General features: G+C 35.2%; 17 protein-coding genes. 6 read left to right on the forward strand and 11 right to left on the reverse strand.

Annotated features, from left to right (window positions below; translation table 11 throughout):
• Nucleotides 1-2: 2 nt before the first annotated feature.
• The 11 genes from M2373_RS11935 to M2373_RS11985 form a co-directional block, all read right to left on the reverse strand.
• On the reverse strand, nt 3-1,577 hold the full coding sequence (locus tag M2373_RS11935) for a T9SS type A sorting domain-containing protein (protein WP_259110928.1): 1,575 nt from the start codon (nt 1,575-1,577) through the stop codon (nt 3-5).
• 336 nt (nt 1,578-1,913) lie between these two features.
• Nucleotides 1,914-2,402, reverse strand: a complete 489-nt coding sequence (locus M2373_RS11940) for a low affinity iron permease family protein (RefSeq protein ID WP_259110931.1) — start codon at nt 2,400-2,402, stop codon at nt 1,914-1,916.
• 31 nt (nt 2,403-2,433) lie between these two features.
• The gene (locus tag M2373_RS11945) at nt 2,434-3,639 is read right to left on the reverse strand and encodes a PepSY domain-containing protein (RefSeq protein ID WP_259110934.1); all 1,206 of its coding nucleotides are present in this window, start codon (nt 3,637-3,639) and stop codon (nt 2,434-2,436) included.
• A gap of 72 nt (nt 3,640-3,711) precedes the next feature.
• Entirely contained in the window at nt 3,712-4,320 is a 609-nt protein-coding gene (locus M2373_RS11950; protein WP_259110936.1) for a hypothetical protein, read from the reverse strand.
• A gap of 26 nt (nt 4,321-4,346) precedes the next feature.
• Nucleotides 4,347-6,536 carry a TonB-dependent siderophore receptor gene (locus M2373_RS11955; RefSeq protein WP_259110938.1) on the reverse strand — a complete coding sequence of 730 codons (2,190 nt, stop codon included), beginning with the start codon at nt 6,534-6,536 and terminating at the stop codon, nt 4,347-4,349.
• Between the two features lie 221 nt (nt 6,537-6,757).
• Nucleotides 6,758-7,609: a carbonic anhydrase family protein gene (locus tag M2373_RS11960; protein WP_259110940.1), complete on the reverse strand. Its 852-nt coding sequence runs from the start codon at nt 7,607-7,609 to the stop codon at nt 6,758-6,760.
• A 295-nt stretch (nt 7,610-7,904) separates the two neighbouring features.
• A complete protein-coding gene (gene rpsJ, locus M2373_RS11965) occupies nt 7,905-8,210 on the reverse strand; it encodes a 30S ribosomal protein S10 (protein WP_002661363.1) in 306 nt (101 codons plus the stop codon).
• A gap of 16 nt (nt 8,211-8,226) precedes the next feature.
• A complete protein-coding gene (fusA, locus tag M2373_RS11970) occupies nt 8,227-10,344 on the reverse strand; it encodes an elongation factor G (RefSeq protein WP_259110942.1) in 2,118 nt (705 codons plus the stop codon).
• A 6-nt stretch (nt 10,345-10,350) separates the two neighbouring features.
• On the reverse strand, nt 10,351-10,827 hold the full coding sequence (gene rpsG, locus M2373_RS11975) for a 30S ribosomal protein S7 (protein WP_047491372.1): 477 nt from the start codon (nt 10,825-10,827) through the stop codon (nt 10,351-10,353).
• A 23-nt stretch (nt 10,828-10,850) separates the two neighbouring features.
• Nucleotides 10,851-11,264: a 30S ribosomal protein S12 gene (gene rpsL, locus M2373_RS11980; protein WP_002983146.1), complete on the reverse strand. Its 414-nt coding sequence runs from the start codon at nt 11,262-11,264 to the stop codon at nt 10,851-10,853.
• 123 nt (nt 11,265-11,387) lie between these two features.
• Nucleotides 11,388-12,911, reverse strand: a complete 1,524-nt coding sequence (locus tag M2373_RS11985; protein WP_259110946.1) for a hypothetical protein — start codon at nt 12,909-12,911, stop codon at nt 11,388-11,390.
• 185 nt (nt 12,912-13,096) lie between these two features.
• Between M2373_RS11985 and M2373_RS11990 the strand changes: the two genes are divergently transcribed.
• The 6 genes from M2373_RS11990 (at nt 13,097) to M2373_RS12015 (ending at nt 17,521) form a co-directional block, all read left to right on the forward strand.
• Nucleotides 13,097-13,573, forward strand: coding sequence for a Dps family protein (locus M2373_RS11990; RefSeq protein ID WP_259110948.1), 477 nt, complete (start codon nt 13,097-13,099; stop codon nt 13,571-13,573).
• Nucleotides 13,574-13,756: 183 nt separating this feature from the next.
• A complete protein-coding gene (gene pncB / locus M2373_RS11995) occupies nt 13,757-14,935 on the forward strand; it encodes a nicotinate phosphoribosyltransferase (RefSeq protein ID WP_259110951.1) in 1,179 nt (392 codons plus the stop codon).
• 4 nt (nt 14,936-14,939) lie between these two features.
• Complete coding sequence (locus tag M2373_RS12000) at nt 14,940-15,464, forward strand: YciI family protein (RefSeq protein ID WP_259110953.1); 525 nt, start codon at nt 14,940-14,942, stop codon at nt 15,462-15,464.
• Between the two features lie 2 nt (nt 15,465-15,466).
• Nucleotides 15,467-16,069: a hypothetical protein gene (locus tag M2373_RS12005; protein ID WP_259110955.1), complete on the forward strand. Its 603-nt coding sequence runs from the start codon at nt 15,467-15,469 to the stop codon at nt 16,067-16,069.
• Nucleotides 16,070-16,092: 23 nt separating this feature from the next.
• Nucleotides 16,093-16,848 carry a DUF5995 family protein gene (locus M2373_RS12010; RefSeq protein WP_259110959.1) on the forward strand — a complete coding sequence of 252 codons (756 nt, stop codon included), beginning with the start codon at nt 16,093-16,095 and terminating at the stop codon, nt 16,846-16,848.
• A 28-nt stretch (nt 16,849-16,876) separates the two neighbouring features.
• On the forward strand, nt 16,877-17,521 hold the full coding sequence (locus M2373_RS12015; RefSeq protein ID WP_259110961.1) for a hypothetical protein: 645 nt from the start codon (nt 16,877-16,879) through the stop codon (nt 17,519-17,521).
• Nucleotides 17,522-17,539: the final 18 nt, after the last annotated feature.

The raw sequence follows: 17,539 nt of genomic DNA on the forward strand, positions 1-17,539 counted from the left end.
TTTTACTTTTTAATCAATTTAGCATTCGCCGTTTTATTTGTATCTGTTTTGATGGTCACCAGATAAGCTCCCTGAATTAAAGCCTGAGTGTTAATCTTTGTTACTTTATTCTTGGTTTTCAGGTTTTGGATCTGTCTGCCTCCCATATCATACATAATGATATCAGCTTCCTTAAAATCATAGCCGATTTCTACATACGCATAATCTGAAACAGGATTCGGATAAATCTTAATATCCTGCTTTTCGATCAACTGATCAATCTGCTTGTCACCCAATTTCACAATCTTCCAGTTCTCTTTTCCTAGTTCTTCAGCACTCGTTCCTGCTAAAATGATCGAACCATCTTTGTTCAATTTAATATCAGATAATCTTTCCTCTTTCTTTCTAGATTCATCTTTCACATGCTTTCTCCACTGCTCATTGCCGCTTTCGTTTAAATAAAGCATCCAAAAAGTTTCATCATTATTCTCTATTCTTCCTTCTGCCTGAGTATAGTCGCCTAATAAGATTCCTTTCGAAGATTTATCATCAGAACTGTGTAGAACGCTCATTCCCATCAAAACATCCCTGTTTTTGAAATTGTAAGACTTCTGCCAGATCTCTTCTCCTTTTTCATCCAAAGAAATCAACCACAAATCAGTTCCTTCTTCAATCCCGACAGATTTATTCCCTGACCTTTCAGATCTTGATTCTCCTCCAAGTAAATATCCGGTTGAAGTCAATGCCAATGTTCTTAAATGATCATCTCCTTTTCCTCCGAAGTTCTTTTCCCACTGTACTTTACCGTCTTTATCAAGCTTTACAATCCAGTAATCACCTTCTCCGTAATTCTCCGTTTGTTTGGCAATACTTCCAGCCTCCAGCTTCCTGCTCCCTGACACTTTCCCACTTCTAGAATATATCCCTAACAGTGCTCCTCCATCTCTGGTAGGAATCATTTTTTCCACTTCATCCAGGCCTTTTCCTCCTAAAATCAATTGGGATAATTCTTTTCCATTTTTATCAAGTCTTACCACCAAAACATCCTTGGAACCATATCCTTTAGACGAATTCTGAACGTTTCCTACCACAAAAAAGCCTAAATCTGTCGTCTGAATTACTGATCTTGCTTCTTCATCTGCATTTGTTCCGATCGTCTTTTGCCACAGTTCATCTCCAAACTCATTGATTCGGATTAACCAAAGGTCTGATCCTCCTTTTGAATCCTCTTTTTTGTCAAGACCTTTTCCGGAATAAGACGTTCCCGCTACTAAAAATCCTCCTTCCTGAGTATTTACGGTAGCTGACAGGAAATCATGGTTTTGTCCTGAAAAATATTTTTCCCAGACTTCATCACCCTGCCCTTTAAGCTTAACCAAATGAAAATCATAGCCGTTATTCTGTTTACTGCCTCCTGCCTGAAGCTTACTGCTTTGAATACTGCTTCCTGTAATTAAGTATTGTCCGTCAATGGTAGTGGTTACCTGGCTTAGAAAATCCTGAGTATTGGATTTGATGTCTTTCTGCCAAACGACTTCCTGAGCATACAATACAGCAGTCGTGCACATTAAAAATGCACCCATGTAGAGTTTTTTCATCCCCTTAGTTTATTTATTAATTATTTGTTTTTACTGATTTTGTTGATTGATGTTTATGCATATGGAAAATGCATCATTTCTGAGGTAATTTTATTCATCTTTGTGTTTTATTGTGTTATTTACGGTTACAAAACTAAAAATTTTTATCTTCTCTACAAAGAGATTTATTATTTTTTCAATCATAACATACTGATTTCTATTATTGAATGACAAAGGTATTATTGCTTAGCGACAAAAAGTGTCGTATTAAATATAGAGATGCAATTATTTTGTAAATGGTTGTAATAAAAAAGCTTTCGGAATTCCGAAAGCTTTGTAACTACTGCCAAAGAGTATTTATTTTTTCTGTTGTTTTTCAAGCCATTCATCATGCTTCCTTTTGAAAAACTCATGTTTATAGTCTTGATTTCTTTGAGCTGCATCGATAGAATGAGAAGTATGAATATCTGCATCTTCTTTAGCAAAATCTGCCAGCTTTTCATAATAACAATGAAGCTGATCCAATTCTTTTTCCGTAAGATCTTCGATATCTACAATTCTGTTGCTGGCTTTTTCATTGGCAGCAATGAGTTCATTCAGTTTAATCTGAATAGCTTTTGAATCTTTATTTTGTGATTTCTGAATGAGAAAAACCATTAAAAAAGTGATAATAGTTGTTCCTGTGTTGATGACAAGCTGCCAGGTTTCAGAATAATTGAAAACAGGTCCGGAAACTGCCCAGACCAAAACAATAAGTGTAGCTCCAATGAATGCATAAGAACTGCCGGTAAATTTTGTAGCCCAATCGGAGAACTTTTCAAAAACACTTTTATCTTTATCTGCCATTTTATTAAAATCTTAAGATAAAGATATTAAATTAAGCCTTCACTTTCCTGAATTTATTAAACCAAAAGATAAAACCAGTCACAGGAAGAGAAAAGCCGATAAAACAGACTATAAAGTAAAATACAATACTTTTCAAACCTAAAATTTCCCCGGTATGTAACGGCTTGGCAAGCGATGTAAATTGTTTATTGAGTGGTTTATCGGCAAAAAGTTCTTTCGATTTAAAATGTCCGGTTTTATCAAAAGTGATCTCATCGGGAAGCATTGCTCCCAGCCAATTATCAGTATTAATTTTAGTGACCGTAAATCTCGGATTATCTTTATTGGGTAATTCAATCGTGATCATTCCTTTATAGGGAAGAATTTTGTCCGCCAAGTGTAAAATTTCCTGCAGCGAAACTGTTTTTTCTTCTTTTAATGTTGATTTTTCTTTCTGTCGGTCAAGCATATCATTAAAAATTGAATCAAAAGCACCGGTTTCATCTTTTGACTCTTTTGAAAGGTCTGAAATAGAAGTTCCTCCCAAAGAAATGATCATTGTATTTTTCACCCATGGATAGGTAATATAAAGCCCTGTGACTGCTATGAAGAATAATACCAGGCATGCATAAAATCCCATGGTGTTATGAAGATCATAGTTGATCCGCTGAAACTTGCCCGTGAACTTGATGGTTAGAGACTGCTTTAAATGTTTCATCTTTTTAGGAATCCAAAGTATAAAACCCGAAAAAAGCAATATGCAGAACATTAAAACGGCAGCCCCGTTAATCTGTCTTCCTATATTCCCCATCATCAGATTCCGGTGAAGATCCAGTATCACTTCAAAGAAATGATTCATGCTTACATCTGCAGTTCCAAGATCTGTTCCCCGATAGGGATCAAAATATACAGAATAATCTGACCGATCTTTAGTGTAAGAAACCACAAAGCTTCGGTCTTTATTTACCGGAATAACAAGGCTCGTCAGAATTTTACCTTCCTGAAGCAAGATATTTTGAATCTGCTCTGCCGATTTTCTTACACCGTCATTTTCTTTAACAAAGACTTTATCTTTATTTAGTAAATCTGTAAACTGATTTTTAAAAGCGTAAATACATCCGGACAAGCACACTACAACAATCACGATTCCTGAAATTAATCCCAGCCAGAGATGAAGCAATCCCATTGTATATTTGAAAAGGGATTCATTTTTTCTTCTTTTTCTGATAAGCGTTTTTCTCAGACGTGATGCTTTCATATGGTGAATGGAAAAGCATTAAAACAATAATAGACTGTTTTAATGCTTCTTCTAATTTAGATTAAATAATACTTATTTTCGACCCTTGAAGTGCTGGTCTTTTACAATTTCCAGAAACTTAGCATATTGTTCTGATGTAAAAACTTTTTTCAATGCTTCCTTTCTCTGTCCGTCAAACTTTTCCCAATATTCTTTGGCAAGGTCATTATTTCCGTGATAAACATCATGAGCATCATTGAATGACTTTTCGAAGGCATCATTGGCAGCATTCAACATGGCAAACTGCTCTTCTGAAAGTTGTAACTCTGTTTTGATACGTTCTAAAACCTGATTATTATATCGTGGTCTTTTTCTTGAATTTTCATCCACGAATTTGTTGAATTTTCCCATCTGCTCAGCATCTAAAACAGTTGACATTTCTTCCGCCTGTTTTGCTCTCAGCTCTTCATTTTTAATTCCCAGAGCAACGCGGTCCATTTTTCCACCCTGCGCTTTTGCCGCTTCAAAGTTTTGTTCCTGTTGCTTTTGATATTTCGCAGTGATTTCGTTAAAGCTTTTTTCCTGTTCAGGAGTCAATTTCACCTGTGTTTTAAATTGATTATAATCCACTCCTCTTTTTTTATTGTCTTCCGAACAAGAAATAATCAGAAAAGAAAACATGGCTAATAAAAAAGCTTTCATACTAAAGTTTATCATATGTATATTGTTTAAAATTTATAATTGATTTGAGCGGCGAAATTTCTAGGCTGGATCTGATCAATATATCCGCCCCTGAAATAAGAGCTGTATCCTACTGAATCGAAAATATTATTGAAGAATACCCTGATTCCAATTCCATTTTTCAAAGCGTATCCAACCTGAGCATCTACAGTTGTATATTCTGGCATATTGAACGGCTTCAGTCCCGGCTCAACACTATTTGCATGTCCGGCGGTAAATGTCTTTTGTGTCCATTCATCTACAGGTCTTGTTCCTACATAGTAAATTCCGGCACCTACATCAAGACCGTTCAAAGCACCTGTATTAAATTTGTAATTCAGCCAAGCATTTGCGGTATGCTTCGGCGTATTCATCGGAGCAGATCCATTGACATAAGCCGGGCTGTTCTGATATTGAGCATCAAGGTAGGCCCACCCGGACATTACCTGAAGATTTGGAAGAATTCTTCCGATCAGTTCTACTTCAATTCCTTTTCTTCTCAGCTCACCTGCAAGACCGTACATTGTTTGCTTGTCAATGATGACAGGGTTATAGTTTTCATCCAGTATCGTAAAGGAAAGATGGTCTGTTTTTATATCGAATAAAGTAACATTAAATCTCAAGCGCTCATTGAACCAGTCTGACTTAATCCCTGCCTCCCACTGTTTCGTATTAGAAGCGCCTACAGCACCTCCGTCCAAAAGAATATTGTTAGCAGATCTCAAAGAAGTAGTGCTGGTATATGATCCGAAGACATTCATATTTTCAATGGGTGAAATCATTATTCCAAACGATGGGTTCCACGCATGATTAGGATCTTTATCAGAAGCGTTCAGTCTACTGTAACGGATTCCCAAATGGGCTTTAATATACTTATTGAATGTAATAACATCCTGAGCCATCAATCCCAATGACGGTGTTGTGATAGGATCTGCCATATTTTTCCCGCTAAAATTAACAGGATCTATTGTAGAAGGAAGAATATTATTTATCTCCTCAAGCACATTGATACGATCTATATTTTTCGAAGCGTAAGAAGTTGTTGTTACTGTAGATTCTTTCCAGTCGAATCCCAATTGAAATGTATGCTTTAAAGCACCTGTCTTTACATCTGCACCCATAAAATCGAATTGAAATACTTTGTTCAGATCTTCACGTTCGGATCTTGTAAGCGATCTGTTTCGGAATTGGTTTGGGTTTTTGCTGTCTACCGGTGTCAACGATGCTCCGGATATATCTGACTGATAGGACGAACTCATAAAAGCAGCTCTAAGCTTAAGTTTATCTGTCAGTTTTCTAGTAGCTGTGGTTGAGAAATTAAATGATTCTGTTTTTGCATTATCCGTAGAAAAACCAAGAAACTTTCTGTTTGGCATTTCATATAAAGCTTCCGTATCACCTTTAGCTAAATTTACGGTACCTCTGTCTGGAGTTGTATTATTATGCAAATAATCCATTTCAACCACTACTTCAGTTTTGTCGTCCGGACGAATGGCGATGGATGGATTGACATAAATACGGTCTGTATTAACAAATCGTCTGAAGCTGTTATTATCCTGATAAGCGGCATTCAATCTTACGGCAACTCTGCCTTTAGAATCTAAAACGTGTTGAAAATCTACAGTGGGTCTGTAAAAGTCCCAGCTTCCATATCTGAAACCTACATTGGTCTGATTGATAAATTTCGGAACTTTTGTAACAACATTGATGACTCCTCCAGCAGATCCTAATCCATCACCAATCCCTTGTGTAACGGCGGCAGAACCTTTTATTACCTGAATACTTTCCACTCCCTGCATATCTGTAAGCATCGCAGCAGTTCTAAAATCTGAATCGAGCTGAACTCCGTTTTTAAGAACAGGAACTCCCCGATACCCTCGGATAGACATACTTTCTCTTGTTCCCCCATAACTTCCAAACTGAGTAACCCCGGGAACGTTTTTCGCAACATCTGTTACGGTCAGCCCTCCAAGATCTTCGATCACTTTGTAGGAAATTACAGAAATACTCTGGATCTGGTCTCTCGGTTTTAGCGGAAGCCTGGTGATAGCTTCCAGACCTTCTGGCTGTTTTTTTCTTTCTCCGAATAATTCTACTTCTTCAATCTTACTTTCTTTGTTAATAGAATCATTCACCTGTTGTGCATTTACAAAAACCGCCCCTAAAACAAGCAGCGAAATAGATACTATTTTATTCATTTAATAATTTTTAGCGAAAATATTATTTTTATTAATTCTAAATAAATAAAACAAAATGATATATCTCACTTATCAAAGAATAAATTTGAAAAGACCTGTATTGTAAATACTAAATTTTAATTCAAAAAATAACCAAGACTATTCTTTAAATTACCTGCATAAAAAATCCCTGCTTAAAAACAGGGATTGAAAATATTTATTAATTATTAAAAAAGCTTTGATTAAAATCCGGGATTTACATATACTTTTCGGCCTTTTAAAGGCTGAATTGCTCTGAAGTTCGGTTCTGTGTAGATACCCGTATAAGAATTAAATTCTGTATCTGATATCTGCTGTTTGTCTTTAAATACAAACCAGGTCACCGGTCCTCCGTTGGTAACAGCTGAAGCTGCACCAAAGTTCGGAGTAGTTAATGAACCATTATAAGTGTAATACGATCTGGTATTACTTGGGAATAGAGCAGTAAGGTCAAAAGTCGTATTAGGAGAATTAATGGCATTAGCCATTACAGGAGACTGGCTAAACAAATTTTGTAATGAAGTATTGACATTCCCGGGTTCAACCATAACACTTAAAACGGCGTATGAATTGTCAGAAGAAACATTGACAAAGTGTATCTCCATTTTACTGTATTTTCCGTCTACGGTGTGCTCACTGCTGTAATGGAAATGGAAATTGACAAGATAATATTTCTTACCGCCAACAGTGATGTAGTTGTTTGAACTATCCGAACCGCTTACATTCACTCTCAGGTTTTCTCCGGCATTGTTTGCTACTGAATTCAGAGTAATAGCACCATAATGTAAAACTGGGTCCACGCTGTGAAAGACAATGGCTTTCGATGGCTCGATATTAATAGGTGACTGAGCTTCAGCTACGGCTAACGGAAAGTTTGAAGTATAAATTGGTGTACTTACGAGATCTGACGGATATGCTGTGAGATCGTAATTAACATCTTCATCATTATGACATGATGCTAATAAAAATAGCAGGAAAAAACTAAGGGTAGATAATAGTAAATTACTTGTACGAGCAGTCGTCTTATACAACGCTAAAATAGATGTTTGTTTCATTTGTGTTAATTTAACTGTGTTTTAAAATTGAAATAATAACTCAGCAAATGTAACAACATTTCAAAACCGTAGTGCTGGTCACCAACACTTTTAATTTAAGTTTAATAAAACACAAAAACTCATAAAACACAATAAAATTTAAACCTTAAATGTGCTTATAATTATCAAAACAATGACTTATTATTTATACTTATTAAACTAATGATTTCGTAAAAATAAAGGGTAAAAAATAAAATAAAAAAATCCGTTCCAAAAAGGAACGGATTCATATAATCATTGCAAAGTATGCAAGTTATCACACTTTAATTTCTACGTCTACACCTGAAGGAAGTTCTAATTTCATTAGAGCATCAACAGTTTTAGAAGAAGAAGAGTAGATATCCATCAATCTCTTGTGAGCTGATAATTGGAACTGCTCTCTTGCCTTCTTGTTTACGTGCGGAGATCTCAACACAGTGAAGATTCTCTTATTCGTTGGCAATGGAATTGGACCGTTTACAACAGCACCAGTAGCCTTTACCGTTTTTACGATTTTCTCAGCAGACTTGTCTACCAAGTTGTAATCGTAAGATTTTAGTTTTATTCTGATTCTTTGTGACATTTCTTTAATTTAAAAATTAACCTTTTGCTTTAGCAATGATATCTTCAGCAACGTTTTGTGGAGTTGGTAAATATTTCTCTAATTCCATAGAAGAAGTAGCTCTTCCTGATGAAAGTGTTCTTAGAGTTGTTACATATCCAAACATTTCAGAAAGTGGAACAGAACCTTTGATTACAACAGCTCCGTTTTTCTCTTCCTGACCGCTGATAGTACCTCTTCTCTTGTTAAGGTCACCAATAATGTTACCCATATACTCTTCCGGAGTTACAACCTCCAATTTCATAATAGGCTCCATAATTACTGGTTTCGCAGCTTTACCAGCTTCCTTGAAACCAAGCTTAGCAGCTAATTCAAAAGAAAGTGCATCAGAATCCACTGCGTGGAAAGATCCATCCTTAAGAATAACTTTAATACCTTCAACTTCGAAACCAGCCAAAGGACCGTTCTTCATTGCAGCTTTAAAGCCTTTTTCAATAGCAGGAACAAATTCTCTAGGAACGTTACCACCTTTGATCTCGTTGATGAATTCTAAACCAATTTTACCTTCGTCAGCAGGTCCAAGTTCAAATACGATATCAGCAAATTTACCTTTACCACCAGATTGTTTTTTGTAAACTTCTCTATGGCTGGCAACTTTTGTTAAGTTTTCTTTGTACTCTACCTGAGGTTGTCCTTGGTTTACTTCAACTTTGAATTCTCTCTTCATACGGTCAACAATGATATCCAAGTGAAGCTCACCCATACCAGAGATAATCGTTTGTCCAGAAGCCTCGTCAGTTCTCACTGTGAACGTTGGATCTTCTTCAGCCAATTTAGCTAATGCGTTACCCATTTTATCTTGGTCAGCTTTAGTTTTAGGCTCAACAGCGATACCAATTACCGGATCAGGGAAAACCATCGATTCAAGAACGATTGGGTTTTTCTCGTCACACATTGTATCACCAGTTTTGATAGATTTAAATCCTACCGCAGCACCAATATCACCAGCTTCAATATATTCTACCGGGTTTTGCTTGTTAGCGTGCATTTGATAGATTCTTGAGATTCTTTCTTTATCTCCAGAACGAGTGTTCAAGATATAAGAACCTGCATCTAGTCTTCCAGAGTATGCTCTGAAGAATGCCAATCTTCCCACGAATGGGTCAGTAGCAATCTTAAATGCTAAAGCCGAGAACGGCTCGTTTACGTCTGGTTTTCTTGTAATTTCAGCGTCAGTTCTAGGATCAGTACCTTTGATATCATCTTTATCCAATGGAGAAGGCAAATATTTACATACTGCATCCAACATAAACTGTACTCCTTTATTTTTGAATGAAGAACCACAAGTCATTGGGATAATAGATAAATCAATAGTAGCTTTTCTTAGAGCTTCGTTGATTTCTTCTTCAGAGATTGAATCTGGATCTTCGAAGAATTTCTCCATCAAAGTATCATCGTAGTCAGCAACAGCTTCTACTAGTTTCTCTCTATATTCAAGAACTTCATCCTTCATGTCTTCAGGAATTGGCACTACTTCGAAAGTAGCTCCCTGTCCTGCTTCATCCCAGATGATCGCTCTGTTTTTAATTAAGTCTACAACACCTTTGAAATCTTCTTCAGCACCGATTGGTAAAACGATTGGAACTGCGTTTGATCCTAACATTGTCTTAACCTGGTTTACCACGTTAAGGAAGTCAGCACCTTGTCTGTCCATTTTGTTTACGAATCCCATTCTAGCAACTTTGTAGTTGTCAGCAAGTCTCCAGTTTGTTTCAGACTGAGGCTCTACTCCATCTACTGCTGAGAATAAGAATACCAATCCATCCAATACTCTTAAAGATCTGTTTACTTCTACAGTGAAGTCAACGTGTCCCGGTGTATCGATGATGTTGAAGTGGTAAGGTTTAGTATCAGCTAAAGGTTTTCCCTGATCAGTTGGAAAGTTCCAAGAACAAGTAGTCGCAGCAGAAGTAATAGTAATACCTCTTTCAGCTTCCTGCTCCATCCAGTCCATTGTAGAAGCACCATCGTGAACTTCACCAATTTTGTGGTTTACACCTGTATAGAATAAAATTCTTTCTGTAGTGGTAGTTTTACCTGCATCAATATGCGCAGCAATACCAATATTTCTTGTAAATTTAAGATCTCTTCCCATTTCAGATTAGAATTTAAAGTGTGAAAACGCTTTGTTAGCTTCCGCCATTTTGTGAGTATCACTCTTTTTCTTGTAAGCAGCACCTTCTTCTCTTGAAGCAGCTACAACTTCGTTAGCTAATTTCAAAGCCATAGACTTATCATTTCTAGCTTTAGAATATTTGATTAACCATTTCATTGCCATAGAAATTTTTCTATCGGCTCTGATTGGCATAGGAATTTGGAAGTTAGCTCCACCTACTCTTCTAGAACGTACTTCTACGTGAGGCATTACATTTGTAAGTGCATCTTTCCAGATTTCTAGTGCAGTTTTTTCGTTATCTCCTTTTTTAGTTTCTACGATCTCTAATGCATCATAGAAAATTTTGAATGCGATAGATTTTTTACCATCTAGCATCAAGTTGTTTACGAATCTAGTTACCAATTGATCATTAAACTTCGGATCTGGTAACAACGGTCTTTTTTTCGCTTTTGTCTTTCTCATTGTTTCTGTACCTTATTTAATGATTATTTTTTCTTTCCTTTTGCAGGAGCAGCAGCTGCTTGTCCTGGTTTAGGTCTCTTAGCTCCGTACTTAGATCTTCTCTGAGTTCTTCCATTTACACCAGCGGTGTCTAATGCACCTCTTACGATATGGTAACGTACTCCCGGTAGGTCTTTCACCCTTCCGCCTCTAACCAATACTATCGAGTGCTCTTGAAGATTATGTCCTTCGCCCGGGATATAGGCATTCACTTCTTTACCGTTAGAAAGTCTTACCCTTGCTACTTTTCTAAGTGCAGAGTTAGGTTTCTTAGGTGTAGTAGTATATACTCTCGTACATACACCACGTCTTTGTGGACAAGAATCAAGGGCAGCCGATTTGCTCTTCTTGGCAAGCGTGGCTCTTCCTTTTCTTACTAATTGTTGAATAGTAGGCATTTAATTGCTTTTTATTTTAGGGTGCAAAAATACTAATATTTTTTTAATCTACAAGCAGTTATATAGAAATAATAATTTTTCTTAAGTTTATTTAATGCTCACTTAACGTTATGACTACCACCGTTATTGAATAATACTTACCTTAACATTCTTATTCCAGTTAAAGTTTTTTACATTCTCTTTAAGCTGGTCATGAACCTGAGGATCTATTGAATAAATTGTTACATGATCCAGAGCTGCGTTCGTATTATTATTAATTTTCAGAACAGCCACTTTTTTCCAGTTTTTCGGAACATGACCACCGAACCATTCCTCATAAACAATCGCCAGTTCATATGTATTCTCAACTGAATACTGAGTAAGGAAATTTTCAAATTTCTGATCGAAAACTTTTCCTTTTTCATTAAAAGGAATCATTTCTTTAGAACCCAATCCTGCAATATCAAACAAATGAATATCTGAAAAATAGCAAATTGCACCTATATCATTTGCCACAACTTTAGAAGTGTTATAATATTTCTTTAAAAATCTTGCAGACTGAACCTGCTGCTCATAAATATTACGACTTCCGTTGATCATCATAAAATGAGCATATCCTGATTTATAAACCAATAAAAAGACATTACAAAGTATAAAGACACCTATCAGTCCATCTTTTTTAAACTCCCCGAAAGGGTTTACAAAAAAATCTTTGAGCCTTGGAATTAAAATCATCGAAAAGGCTACTAATATATAAGCTTCATAACGGAAAAATCCTCGGAAATTCCCAAAACATGCATGTAAAATCAATGTAAGAGACCAGACGATCAATAAAAAATTATTTAAAACTAAATGATGAAAAGAATATTTCTTTCGATAGTCTCTATAAATTAAAACAAGGGCAATAAGAAGAGGAAAAAGCCCAACTTTATAAAATGTGATATTCAAAAGTACTTTATCAACAACTAAGAATTTTAGCTGAGAAAGATAATGTCCCGATAAATCAAAAGCTGTCCCCTTAACCACAACAGAATTAGGCAAAAAGTAGCCTGACTGCTGTTCATTAAAATAACCAAAAATCAAGATTGGTAAGAAACCACAAATCAGTGTAGTGAAAGCATGTTTAAATTTTTTAAGACAACAAAAAACAAAGGCCAGCGACACAAAATAAAACATGCTTTCAAATCTTACCAGTCCGGATAATGCAATGGTAAAATAAAACCAATAAGAAACTTCCGGATTTTTAAAATCAGAATGCACCCATTTTTGAAAAAAATGAATATTTATAATAATTATCAAAAGCTGTAAAACATGCTCCATCCCAGCCATAATCTGCAGATGAACCACCGCAAAGAATAAGGTAAAAATACAGGCAATAATGATATTCTGACTCTTCTGAAAATGCTGAGCATAATATTTATTAAGAAAATAAACTGAAAAAAATGCCATGATTAAATTAAAAACCAAAGGGATCAGCTCATTATTTCCAAAGATAAATATCAAAACACTCAATATAAAAGTAAACATCGGAGAAGACGAAGAAGATGAAAAAGCATACGGAGTCATTCCCCAAATCTTATGCAAAGCAAAATTCTTGGCCAATGCCAAATGAATATAGGCATCGTCAAGAGTATAAGTAAAAAAGAAATCAGTTTTCGTAAGCATCATTATAATATATAGGATGCATATTCCGAAAAACAAACCACAAGTAATCAGTAAACTCTTCATATCGCGGCAATAATAAGAAAACTTATTCAAATTATTTTTAAAAATCCTCCTATAGTTACCATCTATTATCTCAACCGGCAGTTCGGCATGATATTTCCTACCTTTGTGTATATAAAAATAAACTTATGAAAAATGCCAATATCATTGGTTTACAAGAAACCAAATGTAAAGAAATTGCAGAAAAATTAAATATTCTTCTTGCAAACTATTCCGTATTTTACCAGAACACAAGAGGTTCTCACTGGAATATTAAAGGAGATCAGTTTTTCACCCTCCATCCAAAGTTTGAAGAACTGTATAACAGTTTAGTATTGAAAATTGATGAAATCGCTGAAAGAATCCTGACGTTAGGAGCAACACCTGCACATAACTATTCAGACTACTTAAAAGTTTCAACAATTCAGGAAAGCAAAGAAGTGTCGGATGGAAATAAAAGTGTTGAAATTATTTTAAGTTCATTTAAAGTAGTAATAGATCTTCAAAGAGAGCTTTTGGACATTACGGATGAAGCAGGAGATGAAGGAACAAACTCTCAGATGAGCGACTATATCACAGAACAGGAAAAAGAAGTTTGGATGTACAATTCTTATCTTGGAAAGTAGTAAACTGACTTGAAGTTGGAAGTTGGAAGCTGGATGTTATAACAGTTTTAACAAACTTCCATCATCCCTTCCCTCTACTTCAGCCACAATGAAGGAAAATTTATCCGAAAATATTAAAAAAATCACCTTACATTTAGGTGATTTTATTTTTAATTATTAAATTTGCGTATAAATTACACAATTATGCACGACATCAGATTAAACTCTATCCTGGATAACGATTTCTATAAAATAACCATGCAGAATGCAGTGGTAAAATTATTCCCAAGTTCTATCGTAAAATATGAATTCATCAACAGAGGAAAGCATCAGTTTCCTGAGGGTTTTGATATTGCTTTAAGAGAGGCTGTCAATAAAATGGCGGAACTTAAACTGACAAAAGATGAAAAAAAATTCATGGCAAGAACCTGCCCTTATATTGATCTTCCTTATCTTGATTTCTTAGAAGGTTATCACTTCGATCCGTCTGAAGTAAAAATTCATCAGGAAGGAAGCGATTTGAGCGTTGTGGTGGAAGGACTCTGGTACAGAACTATTCTTTGGGAAGTTCCATTGCTAGCCTTAATCAGTGAACTTCATTATGAAATGAATCACATGGAAAGAGATTCCAACGAAGTGGTCATGAGCAAGACGATCGAAAAAGCGGATGCATTAGCCAAATTAGGGGTAAATTTCGCAGAATTCGGAACAAGAAGAAGACATTCTTATAAAGTTCAGAATTTGGTTATGGAAGCTTTAAACCAAAAGAAAGAATCAACTTTTATCGGAAGTTCAAACGTACATTTCGCGATGAAGTACGGCGTAAAACCCATCGGAACCCACGCTCATGAATGGTTTATGTTCCACGCCGCGGAATACGGCTTCAAAATGGCCAATGAATTAGCTTTGGAACATTGGGTAGATGTTTACAGAGGCGATTTGGGAGTTGCACTTTCTGACACCTATACAACAGACGTATTTTTCCAGCAATTTGACAAGAAATTTGCAAAGCTATTTGATGGCGTCCGTCATGATAGTGGTGATCCTCTGGAATTTGCAGACAAAACAATTGCCCATTATCAAAAAAATGGAATCAATCCTTTGTTTAAATACATCATTTTCTCTGATGCTCTAAATCTGGAAAAAGTAGAAGAAATCACCAATTACTGCAGAGGAAAAATCGGAATATCTTTCGGAATCGGAACCAATCTGACCAATGATGTAGGGTTAAAGCCAATGAATATTGTAATGAAATTAATTGGCGTACAGGCTCCAAACGGAGAGTGGATACCAACGGTAAAACTCTCAGATGAACATGGAAAATATACCGGAGATCCAAAGATGATCGAACTGGCGAAAGAATTTTTAAGAATAAAAGATTAACACCATGAAAAAAATTTTATTACCCTTATTTCTATGCAGCATTGTTTCCTCATGTGTCGCCACCAAAGGCAAAGATGGAGAACCCGGAAAACCGGGAACATCTTCAGTGAATAATACCCCGGACAGTTCGGCGAAACCAAAATTCAATGAGAATCTTGCCACAAAGCTAGGTGCCGATAAGTATGGAATGAAGGCTTATACTATTGTCATGCTCACCACAGGTCCTACAAAAATAGAGGACAAAGCTAAAATGGGCAATCTCATGAAAGGCCATCTTAGTAATATCGGAAAACTAGCCGATGAAGGAAAAATAATTGTTGCCGGTCCGTTTTTAGAAAAGAATAAAGAAAACTACCGTGGCATGTTTATTTTCAATACAAAATCCAAAGAAGAAGCCGAATTGTGGGTAAAAACAGATCCTGCAGTTCAGGCCGGAGTTTTCAGTTATGAAATATTCCCGTGGTACGGATCTGCCGCTTTACCTATGTATTTAGAACATCATAAAGAAATTTCAAAAGAGAATCCGTAATCATGAGTTTTTACAGTAAATTTTCTGAAAATGACTTAATTGAATCTTATAAAAATCAGCTTGATTATCAAGGAAAACCCAGCGATGAGCTTTTAGAAGAAATATTAAAAAGAGGCTCAATTGATGAGTTTATTAAAAAAATTAATACTCAAAAATTAATATTAAATGAGCGCAACAGGATAATCAGAGAAATTCATCAGCATTACTTAAACAAGTCTTCAAAACAAGAAGTCCTTTTAATATTAAATTCTGATTTATTATCAAGACAGGAAATAACAATTCTTGTTGAAGAAAAATATACAGATATTCATTTTAGAATTGAAAACTCAAAAGTTGATTTTGATACGATAATAAGCAGTTTTATAGGAACCATAATTGCTTCATTCGTAAGCACAATTATCATGCTTACCCTTATTTTATTAATCAATTCCCTGATTGCATTTCATATCTTTTTGCTTATTCCTATCTATATCATTAATTATCTTATTATTAAATTTTTCACGAACAAAACAAGAGATAATTTAGCTGTATTTATAGCAACTTTTATGGCCACTGTTTTAAACTGTCTATATTTTTTTATTTTGATATATCTTTATAAAAATTAGATCTGCAAAAAAATAAAAACACCATGAAAACAATAGAAGAAGTTCTGACTAAGCTTGATGAAATCATCCTGTGGAGCAAACAAAAACAAAGCCCCATTGGCTACTTCGCATGTACTTACAGAATTATGACCGCACAGGTTCTGAAAGGAATTCAACAAAAGAAATTCGAAGATAACCCGAGAATGACTCAGCTTGATATTGCTTTTGCAACACGCTACCTTAATGCTTGGGATTCTTATTCAAAAGGAAAAAAATGCACCAATTCATGGTATTTCGCTTTTGAAGCTGCGAAAAATAAAAATCTGCTGATCTTACAGCATATTTTCCTGGGGATGAATGCACATATTAATCTCGATTTGGGAATTTCAGCAGCATCGATCATGCCTTACCGAAAAATAAATCCTTTAAAAACGGACTTTGAAAACATCAACAACGTTATTGCCTCTATCAACCAAAAGGTTCAGGATTCATTAAATAAAATCTGCTATCCCGTAGATTTGATTGATAAAATTTCAAACGGAAAAGATAACGCAGTTTTGGATTTTGCTATATCAAAAGCAAGAGACACTTCCTGGGCAACGGCAGTTATGACTTCCAATACTCCAAATTTTTTAAAGGAAAACGTAATTGGAATTGTAGATTACGCTGCCGCAAAAGTTGCTTCACAAATTTTAAATCCGAAAATATTGACTCCCGCTTTAATGAAAGAATTAAAGAAATGTGAAAACATTGATGTTGTGAAAAATATTGAAATTTTGGCAGCTACGAAAAATGTTTAATGCAAACTAATCTTAAAAGAAAAAGCGAATGGCAAAATCTTCCTCAACTTTTTGGAATCAATTTTATATTATCAGAGATTTCAACCAACACCCCATACTTTCCTCTTTATTAAAAGGTTACGAAGGATCTCATCTCATCGGGTACAGTTATATTGACCACGAACAAGGAATTACTTTTGATATATTCAAATTATTAGAAGAAAACGACGGTGAATTTATCATCACCAAAGATTTTATAGCAGATAAATCAAGAGTTTTTTTGAGATATGAACATTTCATCGGCATGTACTTTGAAATTGCCAATCTTAATGTTCTAAAATATTTAAACATTGAGTTTCCAGAATATATTCAATACTACGAAAGATCTGATCTTAAAAAGTTCAGAATACATGAAACTTATCAAAAGTTCAGTGCGAAAGGCTTTCCGGATGACATCGCTGTATTTCTTATAGATGAAACAGGCAAATTTAAAACAGAAAATGTTTGGGTAAGAGTAGAATATTTTGATGCTGAAAAAGAAGCAGGACTTGGCACTTTACTTGTGCAACCATTTCAAAAACTTGACGTAAATAAAGGTGATTCTCTTCTTTTTAAATTAGTAGAAACTCAGGAAAATGAATTTCAACCCGTTGGATTTATACAAAAACGAGAAACAGAAGATAAAAAGTGGTGAAAGTTTTGGTAAAAATTT

Origin of the sequence: Chryseobacterium sp. JUb7, assembly GCF_024806495.1 — a bacterium.
Classification (GTDB): domain Bacteria; phylum Bacteroidota; class Bacteroidia; order Flavobacteriales; family Weeksellaceae; genus Chryseobacterium.